Source organism: Mycobacterium aquaticum (assembly GCF_002086485.1).
GTDB lineage: Bacteria > Actinomycetota > Actinomycetes > Mycobacteriales > Mycobacteriaceae > Mycobacterium > Mycobacterium aquaticum.
This window is the reverse complement of the sequence record NZ_MVHF01000002.1, coordinates 56,854-71,578: the sequence shown is the minus strand read 5'-3', so window position 1 is coordinate 71,578 and position 14,725 is coordinate 56,854. Positions and strand designations below refer to the sequence as shown.

Genomic DNA, 14,725 nt, shown 5'->3' with positions numbered 1-14,725 from the left:
TCCTCCAGAAGGGTGTGCGGTACGGGCAGTTGGAGATCCCCCGACGTACGGCTACGTGGACAGGGGCGCGGGACGCGTCTCACTCAGAGAACCAGTCAGAAGTAGATGTAAGCCGTGGCTATGTTGCGACCAGCCGGCGACCGATGATCTCCTTCATGATTTCTGTAGTGCCGCCGTAGAGTGTGGCGGCCCGACTGTCGAGATACTCCTGGGCGACAGCGTATTCAGCCATGAACCCATAGCCTCCGTGCAATTGCACCGCGCGCTGAACAACCTTCAGGTATAGCTCGCTGATCCACCACTTCGCCATGGCGGCGTGCGCATCGTCGAGCTGGCCGTGGACGGCGTCGAGAATGCAGCGGTCGACGAAGACCTGCGCGATCTGCACTTCCGTGGCCAGCTCGGCGAGATAGAACCGGTTGGCCTGAAAATCCGCGATTCGTTGGCCGAAGGCTTGACGCTGTGTCGCGTATTCGAGCGCGATGTCGAAGACCCGGTTCGTCGACGCCATTGAGCCGACGGCGATGTTCAAGCGCTCTTGTGGAAGGTTGCCCCGCAAATAGCTGAAGCCCATATTGAGTTCGCCGAGCAGGTTCTCGGCGGGCACGTGCACATCGTCGAAATGCAGCTCAGCGGTGTCTTGTGCGTGCAGCCCCACCTTGGCCAGCGGCCCCTGCTTGGTGAGACCCGGCATGCCGTCCTCGACGACGAGCAATGAGATGCCGCGCCGGCCTGCTGTCGGATCGGTCTTGGCGACGACAAGTATGACATCGGCCTGTATCCCGTTGGTGATGAACGTTTTTGAGCCGTTGAGGCGGAATCCGTTTTCCTCGGGAACAGCTGTGCTGGCTATTGCGGAGAGGTCGCTACCTGTACCCGGCTCGGTCATCGCGATGGCGCCGATCTTTTCTCCGCGACACATCGGTGGCAGCCACCTCTGCTTCTGAGCGTCGGTACCCAGCGCGAGAAAATACGGAGCTACCAAGTCATTGAAGCTGGTCAGCCCCATCGCGATCGACGTGGCGCCCACCGCGCACAATTCTTCGATCGCTATCGCGTTGAACCGGAAGTCCTTGACTCCTCCTCCACCGAAACGCTCGGGAACTTCGATGCCCAAGAGGCCGATGTCGGCAGCTTCGCGCCAGAGCGAGCGGTCGATGTGCTCCTGGTCGGCCCATCGGGGCAGATTCGGTACGACCTCACGTTCGGTGAATGCGCGGACGGCTGCCCGAAAGGTGTCATGGTCTTCGTTGAAGATGGTGCGTGGGAGGGGAGTCAGGCTCATGGTGCTTCCTTGCCGCCGTCAGCCCTGGTCGCCAAGGAATCTGAGAACCGGCTGGGCAATGCAGACCGGCTTGCCGGCGCCCTCGGCTTCGATGACGGTGTCGACAGTCAACTGCACACCACCGGGAATCTCGTCGACGGAATTGATCACTCCGCTGAGGCGAAGCTTCGAGCCCACAGGCACCGGGGCTGGGAAGCGGACCTTGTTGAGACCGTAATTTACCGCGGCTGCAACGTCATTGACGGACAGGACTTGGCTGAACAACGGAATGAGCAGCGAAAGGGTGAGATAGCCGTGCGCGATCGGACCACCAAACGGGCTCTCGGCGTTGGCGCGTTCGACGTCGACATGTATCCATTGATGGTCGTCCGTGGCGTCTGCGAACGTGTCGACTCGGTCCTGATCGATGGTGATCCAATCGCTCGGCCCAAGACTTGCGCCTGCAAGTCCGACCAGATCTGCCAGCGATACACTCGTCGTCGTCATGCGGTCCTCTCCGTCCTGTCGAGTTTCAGAGCGCGAATAGCGTTGTCTTTGAGAATCATTGGCCGCACATCATCCTTGATGTCCACGGCCTCGAAGTCACGCAGCCACCGTTCTGGAGTGATCATCGGGTAGTCCGATCCGAACAGGACTTTGCGGCGCAGCAGCGTGTTGGCGGCGTGAACGAGTTGCGGAGGAAAGTATTTGGGTGACCACCCGGACAGGTCGATGTAGACGTTGGCTTTATGGGTGGCGATCGATATCGCTTCGTCCTGCCACGGCACAGAGGGATGGGCGAGGATGATGGTCAGCCCCGGGAAGTCCGCGGCGACGTCGTCAATCAACATGGGGTTGGAGTAACGCAGCTTGATTCCCCGCCCGCCGGGCAGCCCTGCGCCGATACCCGTTTGCCCGGTGTGGAACAGCGCCGGGACACCGAGGCTCTGCAACTCTTCGTACAACGGATAGACGCTGCGGTCGTTGGGCTCGAACGCCTGAAGCGAGGGGTGGAACTTGAAGCCCTGGACCGCATGGTCCTCGACGAGGCGACGTGCGGCAAGGACGCCTGCCTGGCCACGGGCCGGATCTACGGATGCAAACGGGATGAGAACGTCGGGATATTCGGCTGCGGTGTCTGCGATTTCTTCATTGGACAGCGCGGGATGCCCCGTGGTTGCCTCGGTGTCGACACTGAAGATCACCGCCGCGATGTTGAGTGTGCGGTAATACTCAGCTATTTGGCCGACGGTCGGCTGCGGAACCTCACTGCGGAAGTAGGCTGCCGCGGCGGCGTTGAGCTCGTCGTCGACGGCCAGGTGGCCATGTGCGTCCGCGTGAACATGAACATGGACGTCGATCGCGGTCGTGGCCTGCAAGTCCACTCCCGGTGCCGCCGGGGTCATTTCGTGGACTCCGGCAGCTGCTGGCCTACTGGCTGTTGAATATCGGCAAACTGCTTGGGCCAGATTGCGGCGATCTCGTCGGCGGTCCATCCAGTCCCGTTGGCGAGTGCGGCACCAACCTCGGTCGGATGCGTCCACAGCGTCAACCGATCGCCGCCGATGCCGATGGCTTGTCCGGTGATCGATGCCGCGGCATCTGATGCGAGGAACGCCACCACCCCGGCCGCATCGCTGGGCCCGCCGAACCCGAGTTCCTGGCGAGCAAAGGGGGGCAGCGGTTGGCCGGCGTTGAGGGCGTCGAAGTATGGCTTGAGAAACGGCGCCGTCTCGGTCATTCGGGTGGCTGCGACGGGAACGATCGCGTTGACCGTGATCTCGGCTCGGGCCAGTTCGATCGCCCACGTGCGCACCATCCCAACGATTCCGGCCTTGGCGGCGGCGTAATTGGTCTGACCGAAGTTGCCGACCTGACCGGTCGGTGAGCCCACGCAGATGATGCGGCCGCCATCACCCTGCTGGCGCATCTGGATGGCCGCCGCCCTCGTGCATGTGAAGGTGCCGCGGAGGTGGGTTGTAATCACGGCGTCAAAGTCGTCGTCGGTCATCTTGAGCAGAGTGGTATCGCGCAGTATGCCGGCGTTGTTCACCAAGATGTCTAGCCGGCCGAACTCCTCGACAGCGCGATTGACAAGACCCTGTGCGCTGGAGGTGGTTCCAACGGCGGCTACTTCTGCCACGGCCTTCCCTCCCGCGGCAACGATGTCCTGGGCGGCCTGATCGGCCACCGACGAATCGATGTCGTTGACAACCACGGCTGCTCCCTGTGCCGCCAGCTCGGCCGCGTACGCCCGCCCGAGCCCGCGGCCACTTCCGGTGACCACGGCAACCTTGCCGGACAAGTCCATTCGATCCTCCTCAGATGTTCGCAGCCGCGGGTTGGTGATACGGGGGGCCACTGCGAGAAGAGGCTACAAATAAATGATTGTGATTGTCAATGATTGATGTTCTCATCGACACGGTTCGATATTTGACTGCGCTGCCCCAACCTGGTCTAACCGCAAGTGGAGCCGATACGCACGCAGGACTTGTCATGCCGCTCGCCGCGGCGGCCCAGGACGTGGCGAACGATGCTGAGCACACGGTGGAGTTGAGGGCAGAAGCACCTGCGTAAGTACCTGTCCGCCCTGCGGCTACTTCTGGCCAGAAAGAGCAGTGTCCGGGCGTAAACCCGCCAACCTGGCGACTCGTCGGCAGTTGGCGCAGGCGGCGGCCTGAACGCCTTCTTTGCTGTTTGGATCCGACCCGTGGCGCTCATCCTGTTTGGGCGCACCCGCCGGGTTGCGGCTCGCGCGTACTCGTGTGATGCCACAATGACCTCCTATGGCACAACCAGCGAAGAGAGCGCAACCCTCCCCGGGTGACAGGGTTGGATTCCTGCTCGCGCTAGCGGGCGGCCTGTCGGTGCGCAATTTCAACCGCGTCCTTGAACCCGTCGGTCTGCGCAGCAGGCATCACTCTGTGCTGGTTGCCGCTGCAGAAAGCGGCGGGATGTCGCAGCGTGAGCTGGGAGAGTTTCTGGGAGTGGACCCGAGTGCGGTGGTCGCCCTCGTCGATGACCTGGAGCGCGCGGGCCTGGTGCGACGTGACCCGCACCCCGATGATCGACGTACCCGACTGATTGTCTTGACCCGCAAGGGTTCTCAGGTCTACCGCAAAACGGCGGCCCTCGCTCGCGAAGTCGACGCTGAGCTGCTTTCAGTGTTGACCGCTGCGGAGCGCAAAACGCTTGAAGAACTGCTGTCCAGAGTTGTGAGCGCTGACCCACCTCCCGACCGGTAAAGGTCAGGGCACAATCTCGGCCACCAATAGGGCCGGGAGGCCACAGCGAGCACACGCCAGTTCCCAGCGGCGCTCGGCGATTCGAAGATCTGCGACTGCTTGGCTGGGCATTCCTTCACCCGGCTACTCAACGCAACTGTCGCACGGCAGTTCACGGCTCCTCCCGACGACGAATTTGTTGAGCAAGGACAGCCGCTACCCCGCCTGCCTGGCCAGCGCCGCACCGACCACCCTGGCGCCCTCCGCGAACCGCGCCGGGTCGGGCCCGGAGTAGTTCAGCCGCAGGTAAGCGCCCGCCGGTTCGGCCGGAAACCACTCCGCACCGGCCGCCACCAGAACACCGTCGGTCTCGCAGTCCCGCACCAGCCGGTCGAGGTCGGTGGAGTCGGGAAGCCGGAGCCACAGGTGCAAGCCGCCGCGGGGCACGCGGTCCAGGTGCCCCGCGGCGACATGCTCGGTCACCGCGGAGACCAGAAGATCACGCCGTACCCGCAACTGGTGGCGCAGAGCTCGCACATGCGAGTGCCAGGCCGGCTGCGTGACGACATCGAGCGCGGCAGCCTGCAGCAGCCCGCTGACGTACATGGATTCGGCACCCCGGTCGGCGAGGATGCGTTCCCGCGCCGGTCCGCGGACCACCAGACCTGCCACCCGGATCGCCGGCGACACACTCTTGGTCAGCGAGCGCAGGTAGATGACGTGGCCGGCGTCGTCGAGCGCGGCGACCGGGCTGGCGGCGGCGTCGATGGCGAAATCGCGTGCCCAGTCGTCTTCCAGCAGGAAGGCACCGTGGCGCCGCACGACGTCGAGCACCTGTCGCGTCAACTCGGAATCCCATTGCGCCCCGGTAGGATTGGCGAAGTTTGGTTGCGCATAGAACAGCCGGGCGCCCGTCTCGGCGAAAGCACGCGCGAGCTCGTCGGGATCAGGACCGCTCGATCCGCTCGGCACGGGGACCAACCGCACGCCGGCCTGGGCGGCGGCCAGGATCGCACCCCAGTAGCTGGGGGACTCGATGAGCATCGGCTGCCCGAAGCCGACCAGGGCCCGAAAGGTCGAGCTCAATCCACTTTGACTGCCGGGCAACACGATCACATCGCGAGGTGCCGGCGGGGTCACGCCCGCCGGGCAGGACTCGGCCAGTTCGGTGGCGAACCACGCCCGCAATTCGGACAACCCCGCAGCGTCGGACCGGGTCAGCGCAGCGTCGGTGCGGGCGGCCCGTGCGAGGGCTACGCGAACCAAGCGCTGGGGCAGCAGTTCTCGGTCCGGATAACCCGAATGCAGGCCGATCACATCGGGCGCCGCGCTGCGCATCGGCGTGGACGGGCCCGGTAGTCGAACCTGGGGTGATCCCAAAGCGGCTGTCTGCCAAGCGTAGTCGGGCGGTCGGGCAGTGCGGACAGCCCGGACGAACGTGCCGACCCCGGGCCGCGATTCCACGAGCCCGAGGCCGCGCAGTGCGCGCATCGCCTTCTGCACGGTGACCGGGCTGGCCGCGTACTGGGCCACCAGCGCACGATTGGACGGCAATTGCGCACCGGGCGCCGCCGTGGCGATCCACTGCCGCAGACCCGCGACGATCCGCTCAGTGCTATCGTTATCCATGTCGGATAAGAGTAGCGCTACTGTGATGACGCGACCACCGTTATCCCAAGCCGGTGTGCTCTGGGGCTTTCTGGGCGTGGTCGCGTTCTCGTTCACCATCGTCTTCACCCGCTTCGCGATCGGCGGGCTCTCCCCGCTGTTCATCGGTGCGGGACGAGCCGTCGTCGCCGCCGCACTCGCCGCCGCCGCACTGGCCTTCACCCGGCAATCGCTGCCCCGCGGCACGCAGTGGGTCCGCCTGGCTGTGGTGGCCGCAGGGGTCGTCGCAGGATTTCCGCTCCTGACGTCGTACGCGCTCACGATCGTGCCCGCCGGCCACGGTGCGGTCGTGGTCGCGCTGCTGCCGGCGGCCACCGCGGTCACCGCCGTACTGCGCAGTCGCGAGCATCCGCCTGCGGCGTTCTGGGTCACTGCCACCATCGGCGCGGCTGCCGCGGTGGTGTTCGCGATGGTGCAGGGCGGCGGGATCGGACATTTAGGCTGGGCGGATCTGCTGCTGTTCGGTGCTGTCGCGGCGGCGGCCGTCGGCTACGCCGAGGGCGGACTGCTCGCCAGGGAGCTCGGGGCGTGGCAGACGGTGTCCTGGGCGCTGGTGGTGGCAGCGCCGGTGATGCTGGTGCTGACCGCCATCTCCGTCGTGCAGCAACCACCGAATGCGACGCCGGCTCAGTGGGCGGCCTTCGGCTATCTGGCGGCGATCAGCATGTACCTCGGCTTCTTCGCGTGGTACCGGGGCCTGGCGATCGGCCCGATGGCGCAGGTCAGCCAGGTGCAACTCGTCCAGCCCGTGATGACGATCTGCTGGGCGGCCCTGCTGCTGCACGAGCAGCTGACCTGGCTGACGGTGCTCGGCGGAGCCGCGGTGATCGCCTGCGCGGGCCTTGCCGTGCGCATCCGGCTCGGATGACTGGCTGACCGCGAACACCGTTGGAGCTCAGGGAGTTTCACCGGTGTGGCGATCAGCGGTCAGATCGCGGCGATGTACGACGAGGTGTAGATGTCGCCGTGCAGGCGGCCCGGGCGGGGCGGACCCTCGACAATGACGCCCGCTCCGGTCGCACCCGGCATCCGCGGGCTCGTGACCGTCGTCGAACCGTTGCCCAGACCGTCGATGTACATCACCCCGGCGGCCACCCCGGCATCGCCCGGGTTGCACGTCGCCGCCAAGGAGCGCGGCACTTGAACCAACCGAACCTGGTAGGTGCTGTCGGGCAGCGCGGTCTGCATATGCACCTCGGCACGCACCGAACCCGAATCCGGTGCGCCCACATCGACGAACCCCGACGCACTGCCGTACGTCAGCTCGTACGTGGTGGTGACGAGGTCGCACTGCTTGATCTGGTTGTCCAGCGGCACCATCGTCATCGCCGTACCCGCACCGGCGACTGCGGTGCCCGTACCGCCCAGGGCCGCGACTGCAACCACTACGACTACTGCCGAACCAATCCCATGCCTGGCCATGATCTGCGCCTCACATGCTCGTTGTGTGATCGTGGTCACATTATCCGCGCACATGAAGGCCCCGCGCCAGGTCGAGCCGCGCGGCGCGATCAGGCGAAGCCGCCTCCGCTCAGCCGATATGAGCGAAAAACGATGGAACCCAAAGGAGTTCCATCGGTTTACCGACTACAACTCAGAGCCGGGCGATGAAGGTCGAGCTATAGGTCTCGGGGATGAACTTGCCTGTCGCGGGCGGACCCTCGATGACGACATACGCGCCGGTTGCACCCTGCATGAGCGGCCCCGTCACGGTGGTCGAGGCCGTGCCCACCGCATCGGTCTGGAGCACGCCGGTCGCCACACCCGGATCACCGGCATTGCACGTGGCGTACGACAAACGCGGCAACTGTATGAGCCGCACCCGATAGGCGGTATCGGGCACGGCGGTCTGCATGCGCACATCGGCGCGCACCGTGCCCGAACCGTCCGCGCCGACATCGACGAAGCCCGAGCCGGTGCCCGCGCCATAGCCGGTCAGGTGCTCCGCCGCAGCGAAATCGCAATGCCTGATCTGCGCCTGCAGCGGCACCATCGTCAGGCCCGAATCCGCTGCGGCGACACCAGCGCCGAGCATCGCGACGGCCACGACGGGCGCCGTCATCGCACAACTATTACCCCGACCCATGATGCGCCCTACCGTTTCTCGTGACCCCTTGGTCACATTATGGACGCACAGCCGACGTTCAGCGCCAGCGGACCAGCAACTCGTTCACCGTCCCGGTCAAGGCCCGCTGCAGGAACGGCCCGAAACTGATCCGGCCGACCCCGAGCGGTCCGAACGACGCAGGATCGTCGGTCTCGGGTATCGCGATCGCATTCACCGGCAGAGGCAGCTCAGATGTCAAGCGTCGCATGGTTTCCGGATCATGACGTCCCACCGGATACAGGCAGTCCGCACCCGCGTCGGCGGCCAGTTTCAGCCGGGCCACGGCGCGTTCGACGCGATCGGCCTCCGAACCGTCTTCCCGCAGGAACAGGTCGGTACGGGCATTGATCACGACGTGCACGCCCGCAGCGTCGGCCGCCTTGCGCAGTTCACCGACCAACGCGGCGTGTTCCTCGGCGCTGCGCAGGCGCTTGCCCTCCCTGTGCACGGTGTCCTCGATGTTCAGCCCGACCGCGCCCGCGGCCAGCAGACCATCGATGAGCCGCTGCGGCGTCTCGCCGTAACCGGATTCGATGTCGACCGAGATCGGCACGTCGACCGCACCGCAGATCTGGGCCACCCGCGCCGTCAACTCGTCGTAGGCCATCCCCTCGCCGTCGGCCTTCCCGACCGAATCGGCCACCGGATGGCTGCCCAGCGTGAGCGCCTCGAACCCCGCCTCGACGGCGGTCTTCGCCGACCAGGCGTCCCACACCGTCGGCAGCACCACCGGATTACCCGGCTGGTGCAATGCCAGCAGGGCAGTCGCGCGGTCCTGCAGAACCTGTTGGGACAGAGCTTGTTGGGGCATCCGCATACCTCCGACTCTCAACGTGACCCGCGTCACTCTCAACTGGTGATGTGGCTAGCATCGGTTGTCGTACTGTGATTCATGACACCCTTCAGCCCAAGGAGGTCACATGTCCACCACAACCGAATTCGCCGAACTGCACAAGTTGATCGGCGATATGCGTCGCTCTGTCACGGCGCTGGCGGCCAAATACGGTGACTCGCCGGCCACGCGTCGGATAACCAACGATGTCGAGCGCATCCTCCTCGACGTCGACCGCCTGAACATCGACGCCGATGAACTCGCGATGCGCCACGGCTGCACACCGCAGACGGCCGTCGGCGAGAAGATCGCGATCCCCGATACCCAATACGACCGGGAGTTCTGGGGCGACATCAGCGATGGCGGCGTCAGCGGCTAGCAGGAAGCCGGGCATCTGCCGCCCCACCCGACAACTGAAACTGACGAAAGGGAACCGTGAGCGCACCCACCGATGACCGTCGTGCGACCGGGGTCTTCTCCCCCACGCGCGCCCAGATTCCGGAGCGCACGCTGCGGACCGACCGGTGGTGGCAGGCGCCACTGCTGACCGACCTCGGACTGGCCGCGTTCGTCATCTACGCCACCATCCGGGCGTTCTGGGGCAGCGCTTACTGGGTTCCGCAATACCACTACCTGACGCCGTTCTACTCGCCGTGCGTGAGCACCGCGTGCGCGCCCGGGGCGAGCCACTTCGGGCACTGGGTCGGCACCCTGCCGTGGTTCATCCCGATGGCGTTCATCTCGCTGCCGTTCCTGTTGGCTTTCCGGCTCACCTGCTACTACTACCGCAAGGCCTACTACCGGTCGGTCTGGCAGTCCCCGACCGCCTGCGCGGTGGCCGAGCCGCACGCGAAATACACCGGGGAGACGCGACTTCCGCTGATCGTGCAGAACGCACACCGGTACTTCTTCTATGTCGCGGTGCTGATCTCACTGGTGAACACCTACGACGCCATCGTGGCTTTCCACTCCGACGCGACCGCCAGCGGTTTCGGATTCGGCCTCGGCAACCTCATCCTGCTCGTCAACGTGATCCTGCTGTGGGTGTACACCATCTCGTGCCATTCCTGCCGACACGTCACCGGAGGGCGGCTCAAACACTTCTCGAAACATCCCGTCCGCTATTGGATCTGGACCCAGGTATCCAAGCTGAACACCCGCCACATGCTGTTCGCGTGGATCACGCTGGGCACGTTGGTGCTCACCGACTTCTACATCATGCTGGTCGCCAGCGGAACCATATCCGACTTGAGATTTGTTGGCTGACAACCTAATTCCTGAAAACAAAGTAGTGGGGTTATAGATGGCTGAACTGGAACGGCATCAATACGACGTTGTCGTGATCGGTGCCGGCGGTGCAGGGCTGCGTGCGGTGATCGAGGCGCGTGAGCGGGGTCTGCGGGTGGCAGTGGTGACCAAATCACTGTTCGGCAAGGCACATACGGTGATGGCCGAGGGCGGGTGCGCCGCGGCGATGCGCAACGTCAACACCAAGGACTCGTGGCAGGTGCACTTCGGTGACACCATGCGTGGCGGCAAGTTCCTCAACAACTGGCGGATGGCCGAACTGCACGCGCAGGAGGCCCCGGATCGCGTGTGGGAGTTGGAGTCCTACGGCGCACTGTTCGACCGGACCAAGGACGGCCGGATCAGCCAGCGCAACTTCGGCGGCCACACCTACCCGCGGCTGGCCCACGTCGGCGACCGCACCGGCCTGGAGATCATCCGCACCCTGCAACAGAAGATCGTCTCGCTGCAACAGGAGGACAAGGCCGAACTCGGTGACTACGAGGCCCGCATCCGGGTGTTCCACGAAACCGCCATCACGGACCTGATCAAGGACGGGGACCGGATTGCAGGCGCATTCGGGTATTACCGCGAGAGCGGCAATTTCGTGCTGTTCGAGGCCCCCGCGGTCGTGCTGGCCACCGGAGGCATCGGCAAGTCGTTCAAGGTGTCGTCGAACTCGTGGGAGTACACCGGAGACGGCCACGCGCTGGCCCTGCGCGCCGGATCCAGTCTGATCAACATGGAGTTCATCCAGTTCCACCCGACCGGCATGGTGTGGCCGCTGTCGGTGAAAGGGATCCTGGTCACCGAGGGCGTGCGCGGCGACGGCGGAGTGCTGAAGAACTCCGAAGGCAAGCGGTTCATGTTCGACTACATCCCCGCGGTGTTCAAGGGGCAGTACGCCGAAACCGAAGAAGAAGCCGACCAGTGGCTCAAGGACAACGACTCCGCGCGCCGCACCCCTGACCTGCTCCCCCGCGACGAGGTGGCCCGCGCCATCAACTCCGAGGTCAAGGCGGGCCGCGGCTCGCCACACGGCGGCGTGTACCTCGACATCGCCTCACGCATGCCGACCGAGGAGATCAAGCGGCGGCTGCCGTCGATGTACCACCAGTTCATGGAGCTCGCCGAGGTCGACATCACCAAGGACGAGATGGAGGTCGGCCCGACCTGTCACTACGTGATGGGCGGTATCGAAGTCGACCCCGACACAGGCGGGGCGATCACACCCGGATTGTTCGCCGCAGGCGAGTGTTCGGGCGGGATGCACGGCTCGAACCGGCTGGGCGGCAACTCGTTGAGCGACCTTCTGGTGTTCGGCCGCCGCGCCGGACTCGGCGCCGCCGACTATGTGCAGACCCTGTCCGAGCGGCCGGCCGTGTCGGAGGCCGCCATCGTCGAGGCCACCCAGCTGGCACTGGACCCGTTCGAACAGCATGCGAATCCGGAGAATCCGTACACCCTGCACGCCGAGCTGCAGCAGTGCATGAACGATCTGGTCGGCATCATCCGCAAGGCCGACGAGATCGAGGAGGCGCTGACCAAGCTCGCCGAACTCAGGGGCCGTGTGCGCCACGTCACCGTCGAGGGCGGCCGCGCCTTCAACCCGGGCTGGCATCTGGCCATCGACATGCGCAACATGCTGCTGGTCAGCGAGTGCGTCGCCAAGGCCGCGCTGGCCCGCACCGAGAGCCGCGGTGGGCACACCCGCGACGACTACCCCGAGATGGACGCCAACTGGCGCAACACATTGTTGGTGTGCCGCGCGGTCGGCGATGACCAGGTGGTGCCGGACGTGACGGTGACGCCGGAGTCTCAGCTGCCGATGCGGGCCGACCTGCTGGCCACGTTCGAGCTGTCCGAACTGGAGAAGTACTACACCGAGCAAGAACTGGCCGAGCACCCCGATCGGAAGGGCTGAGATGGCTGCGTATGACGCGAACCTGCGGGTCTGGCGCGGAGACGACACGGGCGGTGATTTGCAGGACTACACCGTCGAGGTCAACGACGGCGAGGTGGTGCTCGACATCATCCACCGGTTGCAGGCCACCCAGACCCCTGACCTGGCGGTGCGGTGGAACTGCAAGGCCGGCAAGTGCGGATCCTGCTCGGCCGAGATCAACGGCCGTCCGCGGCTGATGTGCATGACGCGCATGTCGACGTTCGACCCTGCCGAGACCGTGACGGTGACGCCGCTGCGCACCTTCCCGATCATGCGCGACCTGGTCACCGACGTGTCCTTCAACTACCAGAAGGCCCGCGAGATCCCGTCGTTCACCCCGCCGAAAGGTCTGCAGCCCGGCGAATACCGGATGCAGCAGGAGGATGTGAACCGCAGCCAGGAGTTCCGCAAGTGCATCGAGTGCTTCCTGTGCCAGAACGTCTGCCACGTGGTGCGTGACCACGAGGAGAACAAGCAGAACTTCGCGGGCCCCCGGTTCCACATGCGCATCGCCGAGCTGGACATGCATCCGCTGGACACCGTGGACCGCCGGGACATGGCCCAGGACGAGTTCGGGCTGGGTTACTGCAACATCACCAAGTGCTGCACCGAGGTCTGCCCGGAGAACATCAAGATCACCGACAACGCGCTGATCCCGATGAAGGAACGCGTCGTGGACCGCAAGTACGACCCGATCGTGTGGCTGGGCAACAAGCTTTTTAAGCGGTAGCTGCGGTGCGTTGATTCTGCGGACGAGGCGCGAAAGTACGAGTAGACGCCGCCCCGACCGCAGAATCAGCGCGTAGGCTCGGGCGTAAGCAGCCAATCAGCGACGAAAGGCAGCCGATGACAATGGGACACACCCACAGCGTCAACGACATTCGCACGGCAATCCGCGAGCTTTCGGCCCGGGCGGAACTGGCCCGCAAGGAAGGCCGCCCCGAAGACGCCGCCGAACTCGAGCAGCGCGTCGACGGCTATCGCAAGGAACTCGCCGAGCGCCCCTGAACCTCAGTCGCCGAGCCGGTGGAATGTGCTGCGGTGAAACACAATCGGTGCGATGTCGTCGTGCACCGTGATCTCGCTGACCTGTAGCAGCACGATGGTGTGATCACCCGCGGGCACCAGCTGCGCGATGGTGCTCTCCAGCCACACGCTGGTGCCGTGGATGAACACCGCACCCGAATCGCGGGATTCCGTCTCAAGACCCGCAAAGCGATCGCCGGTCTTGGCGGCCAGGGCGCGCACTGCGTCGTCGTGGGACTCACCCAGCACACTGATGCCCAGGGCCGGAAGACCCTTGAGCTTGGGCCAGGTGGTGGAGCTGTTCTGCACGCAGAAGGACACCAGCGGCGGATCCAGTGACACCGGGACGAACGTGCTGGCTGCCAGGCCCACACGAATGCCCTCCACCTCGGCGGCGATGGCCACGACGCCGGTGGGGAAATGGCCGAATGCTTCACGCAGAGACGTCGGGCTCAATTCTGTTGCGCTCATATCATCTCCATCTTCACACGTGGTCGCCGACGGCGGCCACCGTCAGGCTCGCCGTGAACCGAACTAGGCCGCGCCGTCGCGCGCCGGTTTGAGTAGCCTGACGCCATGCCCAACACGTCCAACCTGTCCGTGCTGCGTGAACGTGTTCGTCCGGGCGTATAGACGGACAATCACCCAATCGACATGTGGATCACGCCGCTGCTGGTAATGGCCGCCGCGGTCAGCCTGGAGCCGTTCCGGATCGGCATGACGGTCCTGATGCTCAACCGGCCCCGACCGCTGCTGCAACTGCTCACATTCCTCACCGGTGGTTTCGCGATGGGCACTGCCGTCGGTGTGGTGGTGCTCTTCGTTCTGCGGCCTGCCATGGATTCGGCCCACTTCACCCTGCCCAGAGCACAGATGGTGGCAGGCGCGATCGTGCTGGTGGTCGCGGCAGCCGTGGGTGCCGGGTTGGTGGGGCCGAAAGCCGACCGAGAACCAGGTCAGCTCGCGCTGCGCACCCGTCAGTTGCTCAACGGTCATTCACTCTGGACAGCGGGTGTCGCGGGCCTCGGCATCGCGTTGCCGTCCGTGGACTATCTCGCTGCGCTGACCCTCATCGTCGCGTCCGGCACGGCGGCCGCCACGCAGGTCGGCGCTCTGCTGCTGTTCAACGTGGTGGCGTTCGGGCTCGTCGAGATTCCGCTGATCTGCTACCTCGTCGCGCCTGACCGCACCCGGGCAGCCCTGTCGGCGCTGCACGACTGGCTACGAGCCCGGCACCGCCTCGAGGTCGCGGCACTGTTGGCCACGGTCGGCTGTGTACTGCTGATCGCAGGATTCGTCGGTCTCTAACCCGCACGAGCAGACGTGTGGGTCCCCGAAAACCGGCGTGTCGCGGACCGCCATGTCTGCTCGC

The 14,725-nt window shown here is 65.2% G+C and carries 17 protein-coding genes; 8 read left to right on the top strand and 9 right to left on the bottom strand.

Going from position 1 to position 14,725, the window contains the following annotated elements; translation table 11 throughout:
* Window positions 1-118: 118 nt before the first annotated feature.
* From BST13_RS02205 to BST13_RS02190, 4 genes are read right to left on the bottom strand one after another with little or no spacing between them, the layout of a single operon-like run.
* Entirely contained in the window at window positions 119-1,285 is a 1,167-nt protein-coding gene (locus BST13_RS02205; RefSeq protein ID WP_083160202.1) for an acyl-CoA dehydrogenase family protein, read from the bottom strand.
* Between the two features lie 18 nt (window positions 1,286-1,303).
* The gene (locus BST13_RS02200; protein ID WP_083160200.1) at window positions 1,304-1,771 is read right to left on the bottom strand and encodes a MaoC family dehydratase; all 468 of its coding nucleotides are present in this window, start codon (window positions 1,769-1,771) and stop codon (window positions 1,304-1,306) included.
* A complete protein-coding gene (locus BST13_RS02195) occupies window positions 1,768-2,649 on the bottom strand; it encodes an amidohydrolase family protein (protein ID WP_083160198.1) in 882 nt (293 codons plus the stop codon). The genes BST13_RS02200 and BST13_RS02195 overlap by 4 nt, the downstream gene beginning before the upstream one ends.
* A gap of 17 nt (window positions 2,650-2,666) precedes the next feature.
* A complete protein-coding gene (locus BST13_RS02190) occupies window positions 2,667-3,575 on the bottom strand; it encodes an SDR family NAD(P)-dependent oxidoreductase (RefSeq protein WP_083160725.1) in 909 nt (302 codons plus the stop codon).
* 475 nt (window positions 3,576-4,050) lie between these two features.
* On the opposite strand from BST13_RS02190, the gene BST13_RS02185 reads away from it, so the two are divergent.
* Entirely contained in the window at window positions 4,051-4,509 is a 459-nt protein-coding gene (locus BST13_RS02185; protein ID WP_083160196.1) for a MarR family winged helix-turn-helix transcriptional regulator, read from the top strand.
* A gap of 195 nt (window positions 4,510-4,704) precedes the next feature.
* Here BST13_RS02185 and BST13_RS02180 read toward each other — a convergent pair whose 3' ends face one another.
* Window positions 4,705-6,117, bottom strand: coding sequence for an aminotransferase-like domain-containing protein (locus BST13_RS02180; RefSeq protein ID WP_083160194.1), 1,413 nt, complete (start codon window positions 6,115-6,117; stop codon window positions 4,705-4,707).
* A gap of 25 nt (window positions 6,118-6,142) precedes the next feature.
* Between BST13_RS02180 and BST13_RS02175 the strand changes: the two genes are divergently transcribed.
* Window positions 6,143-7,024, top strand: coding sequence for a DMT family transporter (locus tag BST13_RS02175; protein WP_245839272.1), 882 nt, complete (start codon window positions 6,143-6,145; stop codon window positions 7,022-7,024).
* 59 nt (window positions 7,025-7,083) lie between these two features.
* Here BST13_RS02175 and BST13_RS02170 read toward each other — a convergent pair whose 3' ends face one another.
* The 3 genes from BST13_RS02170 to BST13_RS02160 all read right to left on the bottom strand — a co-directional run bounded on the left by BST13_RS02170 (window position 7,084) and on the right by BST13_RS02160 (window position 9,074).
* A complete protein-coding gene (locus BST13_RS02170) occupies window positions 7,084-7,542 on the bottom strand; it encodes a hypothetical protein (RefSeq protein ID WP_245839270.1) in 459 nt (152 codons plus the stop codon).
* 208 nt (window positions 7,543-7,750) lie between these two features.
* Window positions 7,751-8,218, bottom strand: coding sequence for a hypothetical protein (locus BST13_RS02165; protein ID WP_245839268.1), 468 nt, complete (start codon window positions 8,216-8,218; stop codon window positions 7,751-7,753).
* Between the two features lie 82 nt (window positions 8,219-8,300).
* Window positions 8,301-9,074 carry an isocitrate lyase/PEP mutase family protein gene (locus BST13_RS02160; RefSeq protein WP_083160721.1) on the bottom strand — a complete coding sequence of 258 codons (774 nt, stop codon included), beginning with the start codon at window positions 9,072-9,074 and terminating at the stop codon, window positions 8,301-8,303.
* Between the two features lie 109 nt (window positions 9,075-9,183).
* On the opposite strand from BST13_RS02160, the gene BST13_RS02155 reads away from it, so the two are divergent.
* From BST13_RS02155 to BST13_RS39265, 5 genes are all read left to right on the top strand, one after another.
* Window positions 9,184-9,474, top strand: coding sequence for a hypothetical protein (locus tag BST13_RS02155; RefSeq protein WP_083160188.1), 291 nt, complete (start codon window positions 9,184-9,186; stop codon window positions 9,472-9,474).
* Window positions 9,475-9,530: 56 nt separating this feature from the next.
* Entirely contained in the window at window positions 9,531-10,361 is an 831-nt protein-coding gene (locus tag BST13_RS02150; protein ID WP_083160186.1) for a hypothetical protein, read from the top strand.
* A gap of 37 nt (window positions 10,362-10,398) precedes the next feature.
* The gene (locus tag BST13_RS02145) at window positions 10,399-12,306 is read left to right on the top strand and encodes a fumarate reductase/succinate dehydrogenase flavoprotein subunit (RefSeq protein ID WP_083160184.1); all 1,908 of its coding nucleotides are present in this window, start codon (window positions 10,399-10,401) and stop codon (window positions 12,304-12,306) included.
* A gap of 1 nt (window position 12,307) precedes the next feature.
* The gene (locus BST13_RS02140) at window positions 12,308-13,057 is read left to right on the top strand and encodes a succinate dehydrogenase/fumarate reductase iron-sulfur subunit (protein ID WP_083160182.1); all 750 of its coding nucleotides are present in this window, start codon (window positions 12,308-12,310) and stop codon (window positions 13,055-13,057) included.
* 116 nt (window positions 13,058-13,173) lie between these two features.
* On the top strand, window positions 13,174-13,335 hold the full coding sequence (locus tag BST13_RS39265; RefSeq protein WP_095533378.1) for a hypothetical protein: 162 nt from the start codon (window positions 13,174-13,176) through the stop codon (window positions 13,333-13,335).
* A 3-nt stretch (window positions 13,336-13,338) separates the two neighbouring features.
* On the opposite strand, the gene BST13_RS02135 is transcribed toward BST13_RS39265, so the two are convergent.
* Complete coding sequence (locus BST13_RS02135; protein ID WP_083160180.1) at window positions 13,339-13,824, bottom strand: flavin reductase family protein; 486 nt, start codon at window positions 13,822-13,824, stop codon at window positions 13,339-13,341.
* A gap of 183 nt (window positions 13,825-14,007) precedes the next feature.
* Between BST13_RS02135 and BST13_RS02130 the strand changes: the two genes are divergently transcribed.
* Complete coding sequence (locus BST13_RS02130) at window positions 14,008-14,661, top strand: GAP family protein (protein WP_083160178.1); 654 nt, start codon at window positions 14,008-14,010, stop codon at window positions 14,659-14,661.
* The last annotated feature ends 64 nt before the right edge of the window (window positions 14,662-14,725 follow it).

Coding starts and splice junctions, on each gene's coding strand:
- BST13_RS02205 (WP_083160202.1), bottom strand. CDS start 1,285: ATGAGCCTGACTCCCCTCCCACGCACCATCTTCAACGAAGACCATGAC.
- BST13_RS02200 (WP_083160200.1), bottom strand. CDS start 1,771: ATGACGACGACGAGTGTATCGCTGGCAGATCTGGTCGGACTTGCAGGC.
- BST13_RS02190 (WP_083160725.1), bottom strand. CDS start 3,575: ATGGACTTGTCCGGCAAGGTTGCCGTGGTCACCGGAAGTGGCCGCGGG.
- BST13_RS02185 (WP_083160196.1), top strand. CDS start 4,051: ATGGCACAACCAGCGAAGAGAGCGCAACCCTCCCCGGGTGACAGGGTT.
- BST13_RS02180 (WP_083160194.1), bottom strand. CDS start 6,117: ATGGATAACGATAGCACTGAGCGGATCGTCGCGGGTCTGCGGCAGTGG.
- BST13_RS02175 (WP_245839272.1), top strand. CDS start 6,143: ATGACGCGACCACCGTTATCCCAAGCCGGTGTGCTCTGGGGCTTTCTG.
- BST13_RS02165 (WP_245839268.1), bottom strand. CDS start 8,218: ATGACGGCGCCCGTCGTGGCCGTCGCGATGCTCGGCGCTGGTGTCGCC.
- BST13_RS02160 (WP_083160721.1), bottom strand. CDS start 9,074: ATGCCCCAACAAGCTCTGTCCCAACAGGTTCTGCAGGACCGCGCGACT.
- BST13_RS02155 (WP_083160188.1), top strand. CDS start 9,184: ATGTCCACCACAACCGAATTCGCCGAACTGCACAAGTTGATCGGCGAT.
- BST13_RS02145 (WP_083160184.1), top strand. CDS start 10,399: ATGGCTGAACTGGAACGGCATCAATACGACGTTGTCGTGATCGGTGCC.
- BST13_RS02140 (WP_083160182.1), top strand. CDS start 12,308: ATGGCTGCGTATGACGCGAACCTGCGGGTCTGGCGCGGAGACGACACG.
- BST13_RS39265 (WP_095533378.1), top strand. CDS start 13,174: ATGACAATGGGACACACCCACAGCGTCAACGACATTCGCACGGCAATC.
- BST13_RS02135 (WP_083160180.1), bottom strand. CDS start 13,824: ATGAGCGCAACAGAATTGAGCCCGACGTCTCTGCGTGAAGCATTCGGC.
- BST13_RS02130 (WP_083160178.1), top strand. CDS start 14,008: ATGTGGATCACGCCGCTGCTGGTAATGGCCGCCGCGGTCAGCCTGGAG.